10 protein-coding genes are annotated in these 17,966 nt (G+C 74.0%); 8 read left to right on the forward strand and 2 right to left on the reverse strand.

The window, feature by feature from the left end; all coding sequences use genetic code 11:
* Positions 1-47 precede the first annotated feature (47 nt).
* Both IE145_RS24965 and IE145_RS24970 read right to left on the reverse strand, forming a co-directional pair.
* Complete coding sequence (locus IE145_RS24965) at positions 48-2,096, reverse strand: sensor histidine kinase (protein WP_229825807.1); 2,049 nt, start codon at positions 2,094-2,096, stop codon at positions 48-50.
* Between the two features lie 112 nt (positions 2,097-2,208).
* Positions 2,209-2,919, reverse strand: a complete 711-nt coding sequence (locus IE145_RS24970; protein ID WP_189527731.1) for a response regulator transcription factor — start codon at positions 2,917-2,919, stop codon at positions 2,209-2,211.
* A 149-nt stretch (positions 2,920-3,068) separates the two neighbouring features.
* Between IE145_RS24970 and IE145_RS24975 the strand changes: the two genes are divergently transcribed.
* The 8 genes from IE145_RS24975 to fxsT all read left to right on the forward strand — a co-directional run bounded on the left by IE145_RS24975 (position 3,069) and on the right by fxsT (position 17,841).
* Complete coding sequence (locus IE145_RS24975) at positions 3,069-5,270, forward strand: regulator (RefSeq protein ID WP_189527700.1); 2,202 nt, start codon at positions 3,069-3,071, stop codon at positions 5,268-5,270.
* A gap of 54 nt (positions 5,271-5,324) precedes the next feature.
* Positions 5,325-7,067, forward strand: a complete 1,743-nt coding sequence (locus tag IE145_RS24980; protein ID WP_189527701.1) for a hypothetical protein — start codon at positions 5,325-5,327, stop codon at positions 7,065-7,067.
* Positions 7,068-7,348: 281 nt separating this feature from the next.
* Positions 7,349-8,647: a cytochrome P450 gene (locus IE145_RS24985; protein WP_189527702.1), complete on the forward strand. Its 1,299-nt coding sequence runs from the start codon at positions 7,349-7,351 to the stop codon at positions 8,645-8,647.
* Positions 8,644-9,897: a cytochrome P450 family protein gene (locus tag IE145_RS24990; RefSeq protein WP_189527703.1), complete on the forward strand. Its 1,254-nt coding sequence runs from the start codon at positions 8,644-8,646 to the stop codon at positions 9,895-9,897. Before IE145_RS24985 ends, IE145_RS24990 begins: the two co-directional genes overlap by 4 nt.
* Before the next feature lie 37 nt (positions 9,898-9,934).
* On the forward strand, positions 9,935-10,759 hold the full coding sequence (locus tag IE145_RS24995) for an ATP-grasp domain-containing protein (protein ID WP_189527704.1): 825 nt from the start codon (positions 9,935-9,937) through the stop codon (positions 10,757-10,759).
* 118 nt (positions 10,760-10,877) lie between these two features.
* Positions 10,878-12,392, forward strand: coding sequence for a VMAP-C domain-containing protein (locus IE145_RS25000; RefSeq protein ID WP_189527705.1), 1,515 nt, complete (start codon positions 10,878-10,880; stop codon positions 12,390-12,392).
* Complete coding sequence (locus IE145_RS25005) at positions 12,389-13,450, forward strand: AAA family ATPase (RefSeq protein WP_189527706.1); 1,062 nt, start codon at positions 12,389-12,391, stop codon at positions 13,448-13,450. The genes IE145_RS25000 and IE145_RS25005 overlap by 4 nt, the downstream gene beginning before the upstream one ends.
* Entirely contained in the window at positions 13,450-17,841 is a 4,392-nt protein-coding gene (gene fxsT / locus IE145_RS25010; protein WP_189527707.1) for an FxSxx-COOH system tetratricopeptide repeat protein, read from the forward strand. Before IE145_RS25005 ends, fxsT begins: the two co-directional genes overlap by 1 nt.
* Positions 17,842-17,966: the final 125 nt, after the last annotated feature.

Consider the following 17,966-nt stretch of genomic DNA (forward strand, 5'->3'; position numbering starts at 1 on the left):
GAGCCAGGCTGGCGCCGAGATATGAAGAAGCTGTCAGAACGCTGTGGTCATCCCATCAGGGGCCGGCATCCCCCGGCTCCGGGCAGCCGGAGAGCGAACGTCGACCCCTTGCCCTCGGTGCTCGTGGCCTCCACCGTGCCGCCGTGCGCCTCGACCAGTTTGCGGACGATGGCCAGGCCCAGGCCGCTGCCGCCCGTGCGGCGGCTTCGGGACTTCTCGGCGCGCCAGAACCGGTCGAAGACATGGGGGAGATCGTCCGCGGGGATACCGGATCCGGTGTCGGTCACCTCGATCACCACCGTCCCGCTGCCGGTCACGGCCGTCCCGCGGCCTTCCTCGGAGGCGTTCGGCCCGGGGGCGTACGGACCGGAAGCGTCCCGCCCGGTGACGTACGCGCGCAGCGTCACCCGCCCGCCCTCCGGCGTGTGCCGTACGGCGTTGGACACCAGGTTGCCCACCGCCTGCCGCAGCCGCACCGGGTCCGCGCTCAGGCCCGGGCCCGGGGCGGTCGCCGTGACGGCGAGCGTGACGCCCGCGTTCTCGGCCCGCGCCTGGTGCGCGGCGGCGACCTGGCCCAGCAACTCCCGGACGTCGAGGGGTTCCGGATGCAGGCGCAGCGCCCCCGCGTCGGCCGCCGCCAGGTCCTGGAGGTCGTCGATGATGTGCTGGAGCAGCACCGCCTCCTCCAGCAGCGAGGAGACGAACGCCGGGTCGGGGTCGGCCAGTCCGTCCTGGGCGGCCTCCAGCCAGCCCCGGATGTTGCTCAGCGGGGTGCGCAGCTCATGGGCGACATCGCTCACCATCGCCTTGCGCTGCTCCTCCAGCCGCGCCCGATGGGCCGACATGTCGTTGAACGCCGCGGCCAGCCGCCCGACCTCGTCGTCCCCCGACACCGGCACCGACGCCGACTCCTCCCCGTCCCGCATCCGCTGCGCGGCGCCGGTCAGCGCGTGCAGCGGGCGTACCAGCCGGGCTCCCGCGAACACCGACGCGCCCACGGTGAGGGCCAGGACGAGCGCCGCTGCTCCGGTGATCCTGGCGGTGTTCGCCGGGGAGAGGTCGAAGCCGGGCAGCGTCGCGCCGCCCTCGCCGCCGATGAAGAGGAGGGCGGGGGAGGCCACGTACGAACTGAGCTGTTCGCTCCGGGCCGTGCCCACACAGGACGCGATGGCCCGGTCGTTCTCCCCGGTCCGCTCCGGCGTCTCCACCGACGGCGCGGCCTCCTCCGCGGGGGCGTCGCGCGGTGCGGGCACCGGCCGAGGCGCGGGCGCCACGGGTTCCCCCAGCACGGCCACCGGGGCCGGATCGCCCCAGGACAGATCGCTGTTGAGCCGTACGCCTTCGCGGCCCTGGCGCTTCAGGCAGGCGTCGGCCAGTTCGGTGAGCGCGTCGAGCGCCTTGCGTTCCGAACGGGTGGGCGTGTCCAGGGCGGCGAGATCGCACCGGGTGCCGAGCGCGCGTTCGGGGTCGTTGCCCACGATCTGCACCCGGGGGCGGCCGCTCGCGCCGACCACCACGTCGGAGGCGATCCCCGCCCGGTTCAGGCATGCCACCTTGTCGTCGGCGGTCCGCCGCAGCGCCCGGCTGTCGGCCGTCGAGAGCCGGAAGGGGCCCACCGCCCGGGGGTCGATCCGGTCGGCGCCCGTCCCCTGTCCGTCGGCTCCGCGCGCCGCCAGAACGGTGTCCACGGACAACGGGTCGACCACGGCCGACGCCTGCGGCGGGAGCGGCGGGGCGCCCTCCCCGATGGCGGAGTCCGCGAGCGGCTGCCGGCCCTGCGTGGTCAGGGCGACCCGGCGGCCCGACTCCCGCGCCAGCTTCCGGACCGTCGCCCCGACCCCGTCCCAGGTCGGGTTGCGGGCGGCGTACTCCAGCAGGGTGTCGTAGATCCGGGCGTCCGCGGTGAGGTTCTGCCCCTGCTCCTGCCTGATCGCACCCGAGGTGGTCTGCACGGCGATCCAGGCGGTGGCCGCCACCGAGCACGCGGCCACCAGCGCCGAGACGACGAGCAGCCGCCCCAGCAGACTCCGCCGCAGCGGCAGCCGCGCCCGGTCCGGCCGCCGCAGCGGCAGCCGCGCCCGGTCCGGCCGCCGCAGCGGCAGCCGCGCCCGGTCCGGCCGCCGCAGCGGCAGCCGCGCCCGGTCCGGCCGCCGCAGCGACGGCCGCGCCCGGTCCGGATCCTCCCGCCGGGCCCCCTGCCCCCGCGCCCTACCCACGCCGGGCCGGGGCCTTCGCCGGGTCGGTCAGTTTGTAGCCGACGCCGAAGACGGTGAGCAGCCGCTCCGGCCGGCGAGGAGCCCGCTCGATCTTCTTGCGCAGGTTCATGACGTGCACGTCCACGGTCCGGGCGCTGATGTAGCGGTCGAACCCGTGGAGTTCCTCCAGGAGCCGCTGCCGGCTGAACACCCGGTCCGGTCCGGCCGCCAGTGCCGCCAGGATCCGGAACTCGCCCGGCGTGCACTCCACCGTCCGGTCGCCCACCGACACCTCGTGCCGCTCCGGGTCGACCACGAGCTCGCCGACGCGCAGGACCGGGTCCTCGGCCACCGGCTCCGGGGCGGTGGGCCGCCGAGTGCGCCGCAGCAGGGTGCGGACCCGGGCCATCAGCTCGCGCGGGCTGTAGGGCTTGGTCATGTAGTCGTCGGCGCCGAGGTCGAGACCGAGCAGGAGATCGTCCTCGGTCGACCGCGCGGTCAGCATCAGCACGGGCAGTTCGCGGTCCTCGGACCGCAGCACCCGCACCACGTCCAGGCCGTCGGCCCGGGGCATCATCACATCGAGGACGAGCAGGTCGGGTTCCCGGTGCCGGACGGCGTCGAGCACGGCGAGGCCGTCGCCCACGATCCTCACGGCGTGCCCTTCCCGTTCCAGATAGCGGCGTACGAGCTCGGCCTGCTTCGCGTCGTCCTCGGCGACCATGACGTCTGCGCACACGCCCCCGATCGTAGAGCGGCGGGACTACAGTGCGAGGCCGGGGCGGGTTCCGGTCCACGGAAGCCGGGAAGGGAACCGGCGCGTTCACCCAGCGCGAGCGCGCGAGGGTGTCGCACCGGTGGAAGGAGACGGGTTTGAGCGGCCTCGGTACCGACGGCGGCGGAACGGCGCACAACGCGGCGTACAACACGGTGTCGGGGGACGCCGTCATCGTCGGGCCCGTCCTGATGGCGCAGCACATCGAGGGCCTCCAGTTGCCGGCGCCCCCGCCGGACGTCCCGCCGAGCCAGGGGCCCATGCCCAGCCGGGTGTTCGTCAACCGGACGAAGGAGCTGGCCGATCTGCGGGACGCGGCCCTGTCCCTGGCCGCCGGACCGGAGCCGGGTGTCGTGCTGGTGGTCGGGGTCGGCGGGGTCGGCAAGACGCAGCTCGTCGCCCAGGCCGTCCGGCGCGAGCTGCACCAGCTCTTTCCCGACGGCCAGCTCCACGTCGACCTGGCGGACCACCGCCGGGACGGGGTGGTCGACCTCACCGCGGTGCTCGGGGAGTTCCTGCGCGCCCTCAAGGTCCACAAGGACTACGTGCCCGCCGGGGTCGCCGAGCGGACGGCGCTCTTCCGCAGCGTCGCCGCCACGCTCCGCCTCCTGGTGAAGGTGGACGACGTCCAGCACGCCCCGGAGGCGCGGGCCCTGGTGCCGCCGCGGGGGCTGCTCGTGGCGACCGGACGCCGGGTCCTGCCGTCGCTGCTGATGGACGGGGCCGCGCTCATCGATGTCGCCCCGCTGGACGAGACGGCGGGGACGGAACTCGTACGCCGTTGGCACGCCGACGCGGACGAGGGCACGGCCGCCGATGTCGTACGGCTCTGCGCGGGGCACCCGCTGGCGCTGCGGGCGGCGCTGGAATGGCTGGCGGCCCGGCCCCAGCTGACCCTCCACGACGTGGTGCGCGACCTGACGGCCGGGCGGTACGGGACGGACGACGGCGTACGGGAGGCGATGGCGGTGGCCATGGGCACGGGCGGGGAGACCGAGGAGGGCGGTGTGGGCGAGGCCGTCGACGCGGTGCTGGACTCGGTGGTGGCGGGGGTGGCCGGCCACACCCGCCACCTCTACGACCTCCTGGGCGTCCTGCCCGGCACGACGGCCACGGCCGACCTGCTGGCGGCCGCCGGTGCCACCCGGGTCGACGAGGGCCTCGGTGAGCTGCTCTCCTGCCGGCTCGCGGTCCTGGTGGAGTCGTCGGACCGGCCCCGCCGCTACCGGCTGCACGACGTGGTGCGGGCCCATGCCCGGCTGCGCGCACGGGCGTTGCCCGAGGAACGGCGGCGGGCCGTCCTGCGGCGCGTCGTGGACTTCTACGCCGACGCGGCGGCCCACGGCGACGCGCTGGTGCTGGGCGACCGGTTCCGGATCCAGCCGCCGCCGGTCCGCCCGCTCCACGAACTCGCCGTGCGGGGAACGCTGTTCACCGGGCGGGCCGATGCTCTGGAGTGGCTGGACGCGGAACGCGTGAACTTCCGGGCCGCGATCCGGGTCGCCGCCGACGAGGGCCGGCACGAGCAGGTGTGGCGGCTCTGCGAATCGCTGTGGGCGCTCTACCACAGCCGCAAACACCTCGCGGACTGCGTCGAGTCGGGCCGCCTCGGTATCGAGGCGGCCCAGCACGAGGCCCGCCCCGACGTCGAGGTCCGGATGCGGAACCAGGTCGCCCGGGCCGCCTACGAGCTGGGCGACCTCGACCGCGCGGAGGCCCAGCTCGACGCCGCGGTCGGCCTGCTGGGACTGGCCGGTGACCCGCGGCTGAGCGGCGTCGTCCAGGAGAGCCGAGGGCTCATCGCCCTGGCGCGCGGCCGGTCGGAGGAGTCGCCCGGGGCGGCGTACGAGCGGGCCGAGGAGGCGCGGCAGCTCTTCGAAGACGCGCTGGCGGCCAACCGTGCCGTCCCCGACCCGCACGGCATCGTCGTCCAGAGCTACAACGTGGCCCAGGCGCTGGTGGCCGGGGAGCGGTGGGCCGACGCCGTCGACGTGCTGGACGCGGCGGCCGAGACCGCCCGGACCACCGGCGACGAACCCATGCTGCCCCGGATCGACCTCGTACGGGCCCACGCCTTCGCCGGGCTCGGCTCGCTGGACCGGGCGGTCGCCGCCGCGGGTGCGGCGGCCGACGCGGCGGCCGGGCTCAAGCAGTTCGCCAAGCTCGACCAGGCGCTCGAACTGCTCACCGCACTGGCCGACCGGGTCGAGGACCGGCCGCTGCGGGCCGCCTGCGAGGAGAAGCTCAGCGCGTTGCGGCGGACCATGGGGCTGAGGCCACCGGCCGCGCCGACGGCCTGAGCCTCCCTCCGCTTACCCTTCTCCCTGTCCCCTTACCTCCCCCGGAGCCACGCGTTGTCCTCGGTGCCGTCGCTGCTCAGCCGTACGTCCGCCCGGTTCCGGGGCCGCCGCGCGGGCCGGCCCTGCCGCGACCGGTGGAACACCTGGGACGCGCCGAAGGCCGAGGTCCTCGGGGTGGCCCGGACCCTCACGTCCGCCACCCGGGTGGTGGACGTGATGCATCTGCTGCGGCCCGAGGACGGCATCGAGAAGTACTACACGGTCAACCCGGGATCGGCGTTCGCCGACGGGCTCGACTCCTACCTGTCCGGCCTGGGGATCCATTTGCTGAGCTGGGAGGAGGCGACCCGGCGCCCCTTCGACCTGGCCGTGAGCTGTTCGGTGCATTCGACGATGCGCCGGCTCGACGCCCCGCTGATGGTGCTGCCGCACGGCGCCGGGTACAACCGCCTCGTCACCGAGTCGACGGGCGACGCCCTCGCCCCCGCCGGGCTGTCCCGCCGGGAGCTGATGTGGCGGGGCAAGGTCGTCCCGCAGGCGATCGGCGTCTCCCACCAGGATCAGATCGACCGGCTCACCGAGATCTGCCCCGAGGCGGCGCCGTACGCCCTGGCCGTCGGCGACTGGTGCTTCCAGCGCATCACCGCGAGCATGCCCCACCGGGACCGGTACCGCTCGCGGCTCGGCGCGGTCGACGGGCGCCGGCTGGTCGTCGTCCACTCCACCTGGAGCGAGCACTCGCTGCTCGGGCGCCATCCGGAGCTGCCGCTGCGGCTGGTCACCTCGCTCCCGGCCGACGAGTTCGCGGTCGCGGCCGTCTTCCACCCCAACGTGTGGGCGCGGCACACCCCGGCGGGTGTGCTGGAGCGGCTCGGGGCCGCCATGGACGCCGGGCTCATGATCATTCCGCCTCAGGAGGGGTGGCGGGCAGCCGTGGTGGCCAGTGACTGGGTGGTCGGCGACCACGGCAGTACGTCGTTCTACTCGGCCGCCGCCGACCGCGTCACGATGCTCGCGGCCACCGGCCTCGACGAGCTGGACCCGCTCTCTCCCGCCGCCGCGTTCGCCCGGGGCGCGCCGCGCCTGGACCCCGAGGGGGACCTCCTCGCGCAGCTGCTGGACGCGGCGCGCCGGCACGACCCGGCGGAGCTGCGGCCCGTGGTCGACGGGCAGCTCGCGTCGGTCGACACCTCCGGTGAGGTGACGCGGGCCCGGATGTACGAGTTCCTCGCCCGGCGCGGGGTCCGGGTGCCCCCGGGTGCTCCCCGGCCCCTTCCCGTCCCGGCGCCCGAACCGGTGCGACGGGCGCAGGTCACGGCGTACGACGTGACGGGGACGCACGACGCGTGGGGCACCGTGACGATCCAGCGGCGCCCCCTCGTCGCGGGACACCACACCGAGGCCCTCGGCTTCTACGCCGTCACCACCGAGGAGAACCACCCCCACTGGCCCGCCGCGGCGGAGGTGCTGGCCCGCACGGTCGCGGACGCGGAGGTGGCCGCGCTCGACTGGATCGCCGACGCGGCCCGCCGCCACGAGAACCTCAACGTCCTGGTCGCCCGGCTGGACGAGACCCGCTGTCTCGTCCAGCTGCGCGGCGGGCGGCAGTTGGAGGCGCGCACCGAACGCGCCTGGGGTGCCCGGCGGCCCGCGCTCGACCCGGTGCTCCTGGGCTCCGCCGTCAACCTGTGGCTGACCGACCTGGAGCGGTCGAAGGATCTGACGGACGGACTGACGCTCCGGACCGGGGAGTGGAGCGTGGGGGTGACCTTCACCCCGCCGGCGCCGCCGAGGTGATCCGCCCGCGCCGCCTTGGTGGCCTGCCTCCGCCGCTGGTGATCGGCCGCACCGCCCTGGTGACCCGCCCGCGTGGACCGTGCGGTCTGCCGACGCCTGCCTTGTGGTCAATGGTGCGCAGATGTCCTGCGAGGGCCGACGGGAAGGCGGTCCGCATCGTTCGAGGTTCGGCCGGAAATGAGCGCGAACAGGGCCCAAGAGTTCACGGAACCTCCTTATAGTGGTGCCGCGTTGATCGTATGGTCGCAACGCGCGAAGTCGCCGCCACTGGAGTCCGTACGATGACGAACCCCTCGTCCGCCGCGCCCGCGTCCCCGACCGGTCCCGGTGGCTGTCCCATGGGCGCCGGTGCGGGTGCCGTCGCGCTCGGCGGACCCGGCTTCGACGCCGAACCCCAGGAGCTGTACCGCTCCATGCGGCGCGAGCACGGCCCCGTCGTCCCGGTCGAACTGCCCGGCGGCTTTCCCGCCTGGCTGGTGATCGGCTACCGGGAACTCCACCAGGTCACCAGCGACGGGGAGTTGTACCCCCGGGACGTCTCCCTGTGGAACCAGTGGGGCAACATCCCCGCCGACTGGCCGCTGTTGCCCATGGTGGGGACCCCGATGCCGTCCATCTACTTCACCGCCGGGGCCGAGCACCGCCGCCACGTCGACATGGTCGTCCCCGCCCTCGAAGGCGCGGACCCCTTCGAGATCCGGCAGCACTGCGAGCAGTTGGCGGACCGGCTCATCGACGCCGTGTGCAGCCGGGGAACCGCCGACCTCGTCGCCGAGTACGCCGAGCCGCTGCCCGTCCTCGTGCTCGCCCGGCTGGTCGGCTTCCCCGACGACGAGGGCGCCGACATCGCACGGGTGCTCAAGGACCTCGCCGACGGCGGCCCCGACGCGCAGAAGGCGCATCTGCGCTTCGGCGAGCACATGCAGCGCCTCGTCGCCGACAAGCGGGCCCGGCCCGGCGACGACGTGACCTCGCGGATGCTGGCGCACCCAGGGCCGTTCACCGACGAGGAGTACGCGCTCGACCTGATGGCCGTCACGGCGGCCGGGCACCTCACCACCGCCGACTGGATCAGCAACTCCACTCGGCTGATGCTGACCGAGGACCAGTTCGCCGACGCGCTCTCCGGCGGCCGGCACAGCGTCGCCGAGGCCATGAACGAGGTGCTCTGGGAGGACGGCCCCACCCAGATCCTGGCCGGCCGCTGGGCGGCGCGCGACACCCGGCTCGGCGGCCGGCACATCGCCCGCGGAGACATGCTGCTCCTCGGGCTCGGCGCCGCCAACGCCGACCCCCACATCCGCCAGCAGGTCACCGCCTCCGCCGTCCGCTCCGGGCAGGGCGGCAACAACGCCCACCTGGCGTTCAGCCACGGCGAGTACCGCTGCCCCTTCCCCGCCCAGGAGATTGCCGAGATCATCGCCCGTACCGGCATCGAGGTGCTGCTGGACCGGCTGCCCGACCTCGAACTGGCGGTCCCCGCGACCGAGCTGGTCCGCCGGCCGTCCGCCTTCCTGCGCGGGACGACCGCACTGCCCGTCCGCTTCACCCCCGTACGCACGACAGGAGACGCCTTGTGAACTGCCCGCACGCCGAAGCCGCACCGGCAGGCCGGAACACCGGGGTCATCACCATCGACCCCATGGTCCAGGACCTGGACGGCGAGACCGCACGGCTGCGGGACGCCGGGGTCCTCGCCCGGATCGACCTGCTCGGCGTCCCGGCCTGGACGGTCACCCGCCACGCCGAGGCGCGCCAACTCCTCGTCGATCCACGTCTGGTGAAGGACATCGACGCCTGGGGGCTGTGGCGGAGCGGAGTGGTGACACGTGCCTGGCCGCTGATCGGCATGATCGACGCCGGGCGCTCCATGTTCACCGTCGACGGGGCCGAACACCGGCGGCTGCGCACCAAGACCTCGCAGGCGCTCACCCCCCGCCGCCTGGAGGCGATCCGCCCGGAGATCGAGAAGTTCACCGCGGAGCTGCTGGACGCCCTCGACGCCGCGCAGGGCGAGGACGGGGTGGTCGACCTCAAGGCGGTCTTCGCCCAGCCGCTGCCGATGAAGGTCGTCGGCATGCTGATGGGCGTCGACGAGTCCCAGCACGCCATGCTCACCCGGCAGTACAAGGCGTTCTTCTCCATGCTCACCCCGCAGGACGAACGCCTCGCCCTGCTGACGGAGTTGGACGACTTCTACATCGACCTCGTACGCGAGAAGACCGCCCGGCCCACGGACGACCTCACCAGCGCGCTGATCCAGGCCGAGGAGGGCGGCGAACCGCTCACCGAGGAGGAGGTGGTGGGCAATCTCAAGGCCATGGTCGCCGCCGGGCACGAGACCACCATCGGGCTCGTCCTCAACGCCGTACGCGCCCTCCTCGCCCACCCCGACCAGCTGCGCCTGGTGCTCGACGGGGAGATCGGCTGGGACGCGGTGATCGAGGAGACGCTGCGCTGGGACACCCCCACCACCCACCTGCTGATGCGGTTCGCCACCGAGGACATGGCCGTCGGCGACGAGGTGATCCGCAAGGGCGAGGGAGTCGTCATCTCCTACCGGGCCATCGGACGGGACTTCGAGCAGCACGGCCCCGACGCCGATGCCTTCGACATCACCCGGCCCACCCGCAACCGCCACATGACCTTCGGCCACGGCCCGCACATCTGCCCCGGCGCGGCCCTGTCGCGCGTCGAGGCGGGTATCGCGCTGCCCGCCCTGTTCGCCCGCTTCCCCGGACTCCGCCTCGCCGTTCCGGACGAGGAGATCACCAGACTTCCGGTGATGACACAGAACGACATGGCCGCCTTCCCGGTTCTTCTGGGCTGACGGCACGGCCCTCCGGCGGCGGAGGAGAGGAGGGCGTATGACATCCGGACCGGGGTTCCTGGCGCGCGCGCCGCACCGCTCCGGCACGGCCTCCCTCCTCGCCGACGCGGCCCGCCGACGGGGCATGGAGGTCACCGTGCTGCCCGCCGACGGAGTGCCCGAACCACACCGGGGGCGGGCGGACGCGCACTACTACGGGGGACCGCGCTTCGCGGCCCGGGTCGCCGGTCCGCTCGGGGTGGCGCTCCTGGAGCCGCACGAGGGATGGCTGGACGGGCTGCCCCTCGCCTTCACCGGCCGCGACGTCCGCCGGGTGCCCCTCTCCGAGGCCCGCCGCCGCACCGGCCCGCTCTTCGTCAAACCGCCCACCGACAAGAGCTTCCCCGCCGCGGTCCACCCGGACGGCTCCTCGCTCCCGCCGTCCCCGCCCGGCTCCGGCGACCCTCTCGTCCAGATCAGCGAAGTCGTCATCTGGCAGGACGAGTTCAGGATCTTCCTGCTGGACGGTGAGATCCGCACCGGGTCGCAGTACGCCGTGTACGGGCGGCTCGACGCCGCCCCACTGGCGGGCCACCCCCAGGAGTCCGCCGTCCGGGCCTTCGTCGGCCGGCTCACCGAGGAGTGCGGGGACACCTTGCCCGGAGCCGTCGTCGTGGACGTCGGACGGATGCGCCGGCCCGGCCGCGCCCCCGCGTGGGCGGTCGTCGAGGCCAACATGGCGTGGTTCAGCACGGTGTACGCCGCCGACCCCGACCGCGCCCTGGACGTGGTGCTCCGGTCGGCGGGCCCCCTCGGCCTCGTGCCCGAACGGGACCTGGAGTTCCGGCGGGCCCGGCCCGCGACGGCCGCTGTCGAGGTCTGACACGGAGGTCGAAAGGGTGCGACGGGGGCGGGCAAGATCCTGGTTGCCGAAGATTCAACCGTGGTAACTTCGCGTTCAGCCATGTGAGTTGACCGACTCGGCGGGGGGATGGTCGGCGATGAATCCTGTCCCACGCGGGCACCCGGGGCCGGACCTGGCCCAGACCCTGGTCGATGAACTGACCCTGCTCGACTGCGTCAAGGACCGCACCCAGCGGATCGAGTTCGTGCACGCCGTGGCCTACCGCCTCGACATCGAACTCACCCACCCGGACAGCACGCCCCGCACCGACATGATGCATGTGGTCCGCAAGGTGATGCACCACCCCGGCGGCCCCGAGGCGCTGATCTACGCGGTCCGCACCGTCTCCGGCAAGGACGACGCCGACCGGATCGCCGCCGAGGCGGGCATCCGGACCGACCAGGAGCGGCGGTTGCCCTGGCCCGCGCCCGTCTTCGCCGACGATGTCGCCCGCCAGGCGCGCCGGCTGCTCGGCGAGGCGACGGACATCGACCCCGTACGGTTGCGCGCCCTCCTCGCCGAGGAACTCCCCGGCGAGCTCCCCGATCACGGAACACCGGCCGAACTCTTCGACCACGCCCAGGACATGACCGCGTGCGCGGACGGTCTCCCGGCCGCCGTCGTCCTGGCCGAGGTGGCGGCGGCCCTCTCGGCGGAGCGCGGCGCACCCCTGCGCGGGTGGTCGGACCGCTGGGCCGCGGGAGACCCCACCGCACCGGCCGACGACGCCCGGGCACCCGTCCCCGGGGCCGCCGAGGCCCTCGCCGACTGCCGGCAGCGCCTGAAGAGCCCCGCCGCCCCCGACCCGACCGTGCCCCGCTGCCTCGTGGTGATGGTCGACCCGGCACGGGACGGCTCCCCGGACGTCTTCGTCCGGCACTGGATCAACAAGACCCCCGGCTACTGGCGGCCGGAACCGGGCTCCGTCGAGACCGCCACCCTGGACACCCTGGCCGCCGCGGTCGAACGCGCCGTCGACCGGGGCGAGTCGCTGTGGGCCGACCGCCCCGTGGCCCGGGCGGGCCCCGTCCACGTCGAGTTCCTGCTCCCCTTCGACCTCCTCAACCACGACATGGCCCGCCTGGAACTGGGTACCCGGACCCCGAGGTCGTGGCCGATCGGGATGCGCTACCGGGTCCATCTGCGCAGCCTGGACCGGATGCGCGGCGACGCCGGGCAACTGCGCCGCTGGCAGGCCCGCTGGGACCGGCTGCGGACCGCCCCCGCCCCCGCCGCCCACCGGTGGAGGGCGGCCGACCGGGACGGCTTCGAACGCTGGCGCGCGCGGCTCGCGGGCGACGAGTCGCTGACCGCGGTGATCCTCGACGAGCCCGCCGTCCGTGGGCACGGACTGGAGGCACTCCAGAGCGCCCTCGCCGAGGGCATCGGCCTCGCCGCCTGGGACCGCAGAGCGGAGAGCACCTCGCAGTCCAGCGAGCTCCTCACACTGCTCCTGGGCCACTCGTACGCACAACTGCCGGAAACGGTGAACAGGCTGAGGATCGGGGCGGAGATGGAGGAGGACGGCCCGCTGTGGCTGGGCCGGCACATCGCCTTCCTCTGGGACGATCCGCACCGACTGGTCGATCGTGAGGAGTTGTTGTCGGCATGACCGGACAGACCCCCGCCGCACCACCGTCGCCGCCACCCTGGTGGGTGTTCCACGCGACCGGAAAGGCGCCCGGGGCCGAACCGCCGGAGCTGCCCGAGCCACCCCCCTGGCGCACCTTCCCCGGCGCCCCCCTCCAGCCGCCACCGCCCGAGGACGACCGGGCGGCCGAACGGCGTCTGGGCCGGATCCAGGACGGTCCGCAACTGCGCCGTGAGGAGATCGACGCGGTCAACGCGGCCCTGCTGCTGCGCCGCCCGCTGCTCGTCACCGGTCCGCCCGGCGTCGGCAAGTCCACCCTCGCCTACTTGATCGCCCGTGAGCTGGGCCTGGGCCGGGTCCTGCCCTGGAGCGTCGTCAGCCGCAGCACGCTCAAGGGGGGCCTGTACGCGTACGACGCGATCGGCCGCGCCCAGGCCATAGCCGCGTGGCGGGCCGCCGGCACCCAGGACGGGCCCGGCCCCGACCCCGCGCCCGGCGAAGGGCCGCCCGCGCTGGGCGACTTCGTCACCCTCGGCCCGCTCGGCACCGCGCTGCTCGCCTACGAGCGCCCCCGGGTGCTGCTCGTCGACGAGTTGGACAAGAGCGATATCGACCTGCCCAACGACCTCCTGCACGTCCTGGAGAACGGCAGCTACGAGATCCCCGAACTCGTGCGCAGCAACGAGGAGTCGGCGACGGTCTTCACCGACGATCCGCGCGGCACGGCGACGGTCGAGGGCGGCCGGGTCGAGTGCGCGCAGTTCCCCGTCGTGGTCATCACCAGCAACGGTGAACGGGAGTTCCCCGCAGCGTTCCGCCGCCGCTGTCTGCCGCTGGAGATGGAGCCGCCGGGCCGCGAGCAGCTGATCGGGATCGTCGTGAGCCATCTGCGGCGGCGCCCGGAGGGTGTCGAGGCACTGGTGGAGGAGTTCGAGGACCGGCTGCGCGGGGGCGGCACCCAGTCGATCGACCAGTTGCTCAACGCCGTCCAGCTGACCACCGCGGGCGGTTTCCAAGCGGATGCCGACGGGCGTAAACTCCTGGAGATGCTCCTCCGAGACCTCTCGAAGGGCCGCTGATGAACGGCTTGCCCAGGGAGCGTGCTCCGGACCCCGCGTCCGTGCCGGCCGGCTCCCCCGATCACGCCACCGGCGACCGGTACGAGGACGGCAGCCCCAACGACCCGGGCGGGGCCGACTGGACGGGGCTCGCCGACGCCGCCTGGCTCGCCGCCGCGCGGATCGGCGCCGACCGCGCCACCGGGACCGCCCCGGACCACCCGCCCCACGGCGAAGAGCACCCCGACACGCCCGGTCCTCCGCCCGAAGCGCTTCCCGACCCGCCGGCCCGCCCCGAACCCGACATCGTGCCCGGGGCGTCCGGGCTGCCGGGAGCACGGGCGTACGAACGGGAGGTCCGCACCTCCGTGGAGCGCACCCGCACCGGCCCCGACCGGCTCCCGGGCCGCGGCCCCCGCACCGTGCGCCGGGGCCCGTCGACGCTGGCCAGGTCCCTGCGCGGGCTGGGCCGCAGGGTGCCCACCGGGGGCCTGAGCGCCCTGGACGAGGAGAGCACCGCCGAGCACGGGCTCACCGACGGGCTGTGGGTCCCCTACTTCCTCCCCGACCGTGAGCGCGCCTTCGACCTGATGCTCCTCGTCGACCGTGCCCCCACCATGCCGCCGTGGCGGGGCACCGTCCGGCAGATCGCCGACGAGGCCGCCCACAGCGGGGCCTTCCGGGATGTCCGCACGGTCGGGGTGACCCTCCCGACCGGTACCGGCGAACCCGCGCTGCGCTGGCCCGGCGGGCGCGACGGCGACCCCGCCGAACTGATCGACGGCCGCAGCTCGCGGCTCTTCCTCGTCGTCACGGACGGACTCGCCCACGGCTGGGCGGGCCCCGGGGCCGACCGGTTACTGGAACGGCTCGCCTCGGGCGGGCCGACCGCGCTCGTCCACCTCCTGCCGCCCTATCTGCGCCACCGGTCCTCGCTGTTCCCCTTCCGCGCCCAACTGGACGCCGGAGGGTTCGGCGCGCCGAACCGGCGCTTCCACTGCCGCCCGCCCCTCGGCGCCCACGACCCCGTCCGGCCGTTGCCCGAACCGGACGACGACACCGTGCCCGTTCCGGTGCTCAGCGTCCGCGTCGGCTCCTTCCGCGCCTGGGCCGACCTGGTGACCGGCGAACGCGGGGTGCGGCGGATCCTGCCGGTCGTCCTGGCGGGCGCGCTGGCCAAGGGCGCCTCCGCCCCCGGGCTGCGCCGGCCGGTCGTCGACGGCCCCCGCGCGGCGGCCGCCGCCGTCCGCAGATTCCGCTCGCTCGCCAGCCCCCTGGCCCGGCAGCTCGCCGGACTGCTGGCCCTCGCCCCGATAGACTTCGCCGTCATCGAGGAACTGCGCGACCTGGCCCTGCCGGACGCCGGGCCGGAGCACTTCGCCGAGGTCATGATGGGCGGACTGATCGACTGGGGAACCGGTGGCGAGAACGGTCCGGACTTCGCCGACGGCGTACGCGAAGCCCTCCTGGCCATCAGCACCCGGACCCAACTCGCCCGTACGGTCAACCTCCTGGCGGAGCTGCGGACGGGGCAGGGCCACGGCGCCCGGCTTCGTGCCGCCCTCCACGACCCGGTCCGCACCGCCCTGCCCGGCACGGAGCCCGGCGCCCGCCCCTGGCTCCGGGTCGAACTGGCGGTCCTCCGGGCGCTGGCAGGCCCGTACGCCGGCCGGGCCGCCCGGGTGGCCGCCCGGCTGACGGGTCCCTCGGGCGGCCACGCTGCCCGGCCGGGTGAGACGGGTGCGAAACCGATGAAAGACATCCCGAATTGGGAAAAGCTGCTACCGGACAGCGTCGTTTCACCAGGAGGATCCGTGCCGCCCACGTCACCCACAGCAGCTGACACCTCGGTACCGGCTGACGACCCAGCCCGGAGGGCTCGCGAGGAGATGAAAGCCAAAGCGTCAAAAGCCCCCTTCGTCCGTTCGGGCCAGCCGAAGATCATGGGCAACGTACCGCCCAAGAATCCCAATTTCACGGGCCGCGAGTCGCTCCTCGCCGCCGTGGAGCGGCAGCTGGCCGAGGACGAGACGACGGCGGTCCTCCCGCACGCTCTGCACGGCCTCGGCGGCGTGGGCAAATCGCAGATCGCGGTGGAGTACGTCTACCGCCACAGCGGCGACTACAACGTCATCTGGTGGATCCCCGCCGAACAGGAGAGCCTGATCCTGGCCGCGCTCGCCGAGCTGGCGGCGAGCCTCGGCCTGGAGGTCGGACCGCAGGCGAACACCGCGGTGCCCGCCGTCCGGGAGGCCCTGCGCACCGGCAAGCCCTTCGACAACTGGCTGCTGGTGTTCGACAACGCCGAGGACATCGACGCGGTGCGCTCGTACTTCCCCAACGGCGGCCCGGGGAAGATCATCGTCACCTCCCGCAACCGGGAGTGGGAGCGGGTCGCCACACCCCTCAGCGTCGACGTCTTCGACCGCGAGGAGAGCATCGCCCTGCTCCAGCGCCGCGCCCGGGGGCTGAGCACACAGGACGCGGGCCGGCTAGCCGAGGCGCTCGGCGACCTGCCGCTCGCCGTCGAGCAGGCCGGGGCCTGGCACGCGGCCACCGGCATGCCGGTCGACGAGTACCTGCAACTACTGGACGAACGCCGCCCCGAGATCCTCGACCTTGCCCCGTCCCCCGACTACCCCGTGCCCGTCGCCGCGGTCTGGGACATCTCGCTCGGCAGGCTCACCGCCGAGAACCCGGCCGCCCGCCAACTCCTCCAGATCTGCGCCTGCATGGCGCCCGAGCCGATCCCGCTGAGCATGCTGCGCGGCGGCCGCAACGTCCAGATCACCCCGGAGCTGGACCCCGTGCTGCGCGACCCGCTGCTGCTCGCCCGCGCCACCCGCGACCTGAGCAAGCTCTCGCTGGTCCGCCTCGACCACAAGGCCGGCACGCTCCAGATGCACCGGCTCATGCAGAACGTGATCGTCGCCCGGCTGGACCCGGAGGACCGGGAGCGGATGCGCAACGCCGCCCACCTGCTCCTCACCACCGCCAAACCGGGGCTGCCCGCCTCGCCGGAACAGTGGCCCGCCTACCTCGGACTGCTGCCCCACATGATCGCCTCCGACGCGGTCGGCAGCTCGGACGCCTGGGTGCGCGACCTGGTGTTCGACATGGTCACCTTCCTCTACTACTGGGGAGCGCACGAGGCGGGCGCGGACCTGACGCGGCAGGCCTGGGAGGCATGGAGCGAGCAGTCCGCCGAGGACGACCTGCACGTCATCCGGATCACGAAGATGCTCGGCTTCTACCTCCACCACCTCGGCCGGATCGCGGAGGCCGCGGCACTGAGCGAACAGGCCATGGAGGTCTCGCGCACCGCGCCGATCCCCGAGGAGGAGGTGATCGACTCCATGCTCCAGCAGGCCGGCTCGCTGCGGTACCGGGGCGACTTCGAGGCCGCCCGTGAGCTGAGCGCCGAGGCATACGAGCGGGCGAGCGACCTCTACGGCCCGGAGGACCCGACGACGCTGAACGCGGCCCACAGCTACGGCCTCTCACTGCGGGTGAACGGCGACTTCCGGCAGGCGCGGGAGATCGACGAGGAGTCCGCCAGGCAGCGGGAGTTGCTCTACGGGCCGACCAGCGGGCTCACCGTGAACACCCTGAGCGCCCTGGCGCTGGACACCCGCGAGGCGGGCGACTTCCTGGAGGCCCGGGCCCTGCAGGAGTCGACCTACCAGACCTACCGCACCCACTTCGGCCCCACCAACGCGGCGACCATCCGGGCCGCGCTGAACCTCGCGATCTGCCGGCGCCGGGCCGGATTCCTGGAGGGGGCGGCGGAGCTGGTCGAGGAGATCCTGGAGCGCTTCACCAGCAGGTACGGCGCCGCGTACCCGGAAACGCTGGGGGCGGCCCTGGCGGCGGTCGTCGACCGCCGGATCGCGGGCAGGCTGGAGGACTCCCGTCGCCTCGGCCGGCAGACCCTCGACGGCTACCGGAACATCTTCGGCGAGCACCACCCGTACACCCTGTGCGCCATGATCAACGTGGCCGCCACCCTGCGGGCCGTGGGCGAGGTGGAGGAGGCCGAGCGGCTGGACACGGTCGCCGGGGAACGGCTCCGGGCGGACCTGGGGGAGCGCCACGTCTACTCACTGGCCGCCGCGTTGGGCCGGGCCAACGACCACTACGCCCGGCTGGACTTCGCCGGCGCCCTGGAGGCCGACAGCGCCACGCTGCCCCTGCTCACCGAAGTGGCGGGCGAGGATCACCCCTTCACCCTCGTCTGCGTCGCGAACCTCTCGCTGGACCATCGCGGACTCGGCCACTCTGCGGAGGCGGACCGGCTCAACGCGCAGGCGGTGGAGGGCCTGACGCGTGTGCTGGGGGAGGAGCACCCGTGGCGGACCTCGGCCCGGCTGCACCAGCGCATCGAGTACGACCCGACGGTGATCCCGCTGTGAGGTGACGGATCGGTACGGGGCGGGGCCGGGAGGCCGGGCCCCCGACGTGTGACGGGCGAACCGGAAGACCGCGGACGGCCGGGGTGCGACGGGGTGCGGCCGACGGGAACACCACTGATGGGGGC

Source organism: Streptomyces sindenensis (assembly GCF_014649035.1).
GTDB classification, from domain to species: Bacteria; Actinomycetota; Actinomycetes; order Streptomycetales; family Streptomycetaceae; genus Streptomyces; species Streptomyces sindenensis.

Coding starts and splice junctions, on each gene's coding strand:
- IE145_RS24970 (WP_189527731.1), bottom strand. CDS start 2,919: ATGGTCGCCGAGGACGACGCGAAGCAGGCCGAGCTCGTACGCCGCTAT.
- IE145_RS25005 (WP_189527706.1), top strand. CDS start 12,389: ATGACCGGACAGACCCCCGCCGCACCACCGTCGCCGCCACCCTGGTGG.
- IE145_RS24985 (WP_189527702.1), top strand. CDS start 7,349: ATGACGAACCCCTCGTCCGCCGCGCCCGCGTCCCCGACCGGTCCCGGT.
- IE145_RS24995 (WP_189527704.1), top strand. CDS start 9,935: ATGACATCCGGACCGGGGTTCCTGGCGCGCGCGCCGCACCGCTCCGGC.
- fxsT (WP_189527707.1), top strand. CDS start 13,450: ATGAACGGCTTGCCCAGGGAGCGTGCTCCGGACCCCGCGTCCGTGCCG.
- IE145_RS25000 (WP_189527705.1), top strand. CDS start 10,878: ATGAATCCTGTCCCACGCGGGCACCCGGGGCCGGACCTGGCCCAGACC.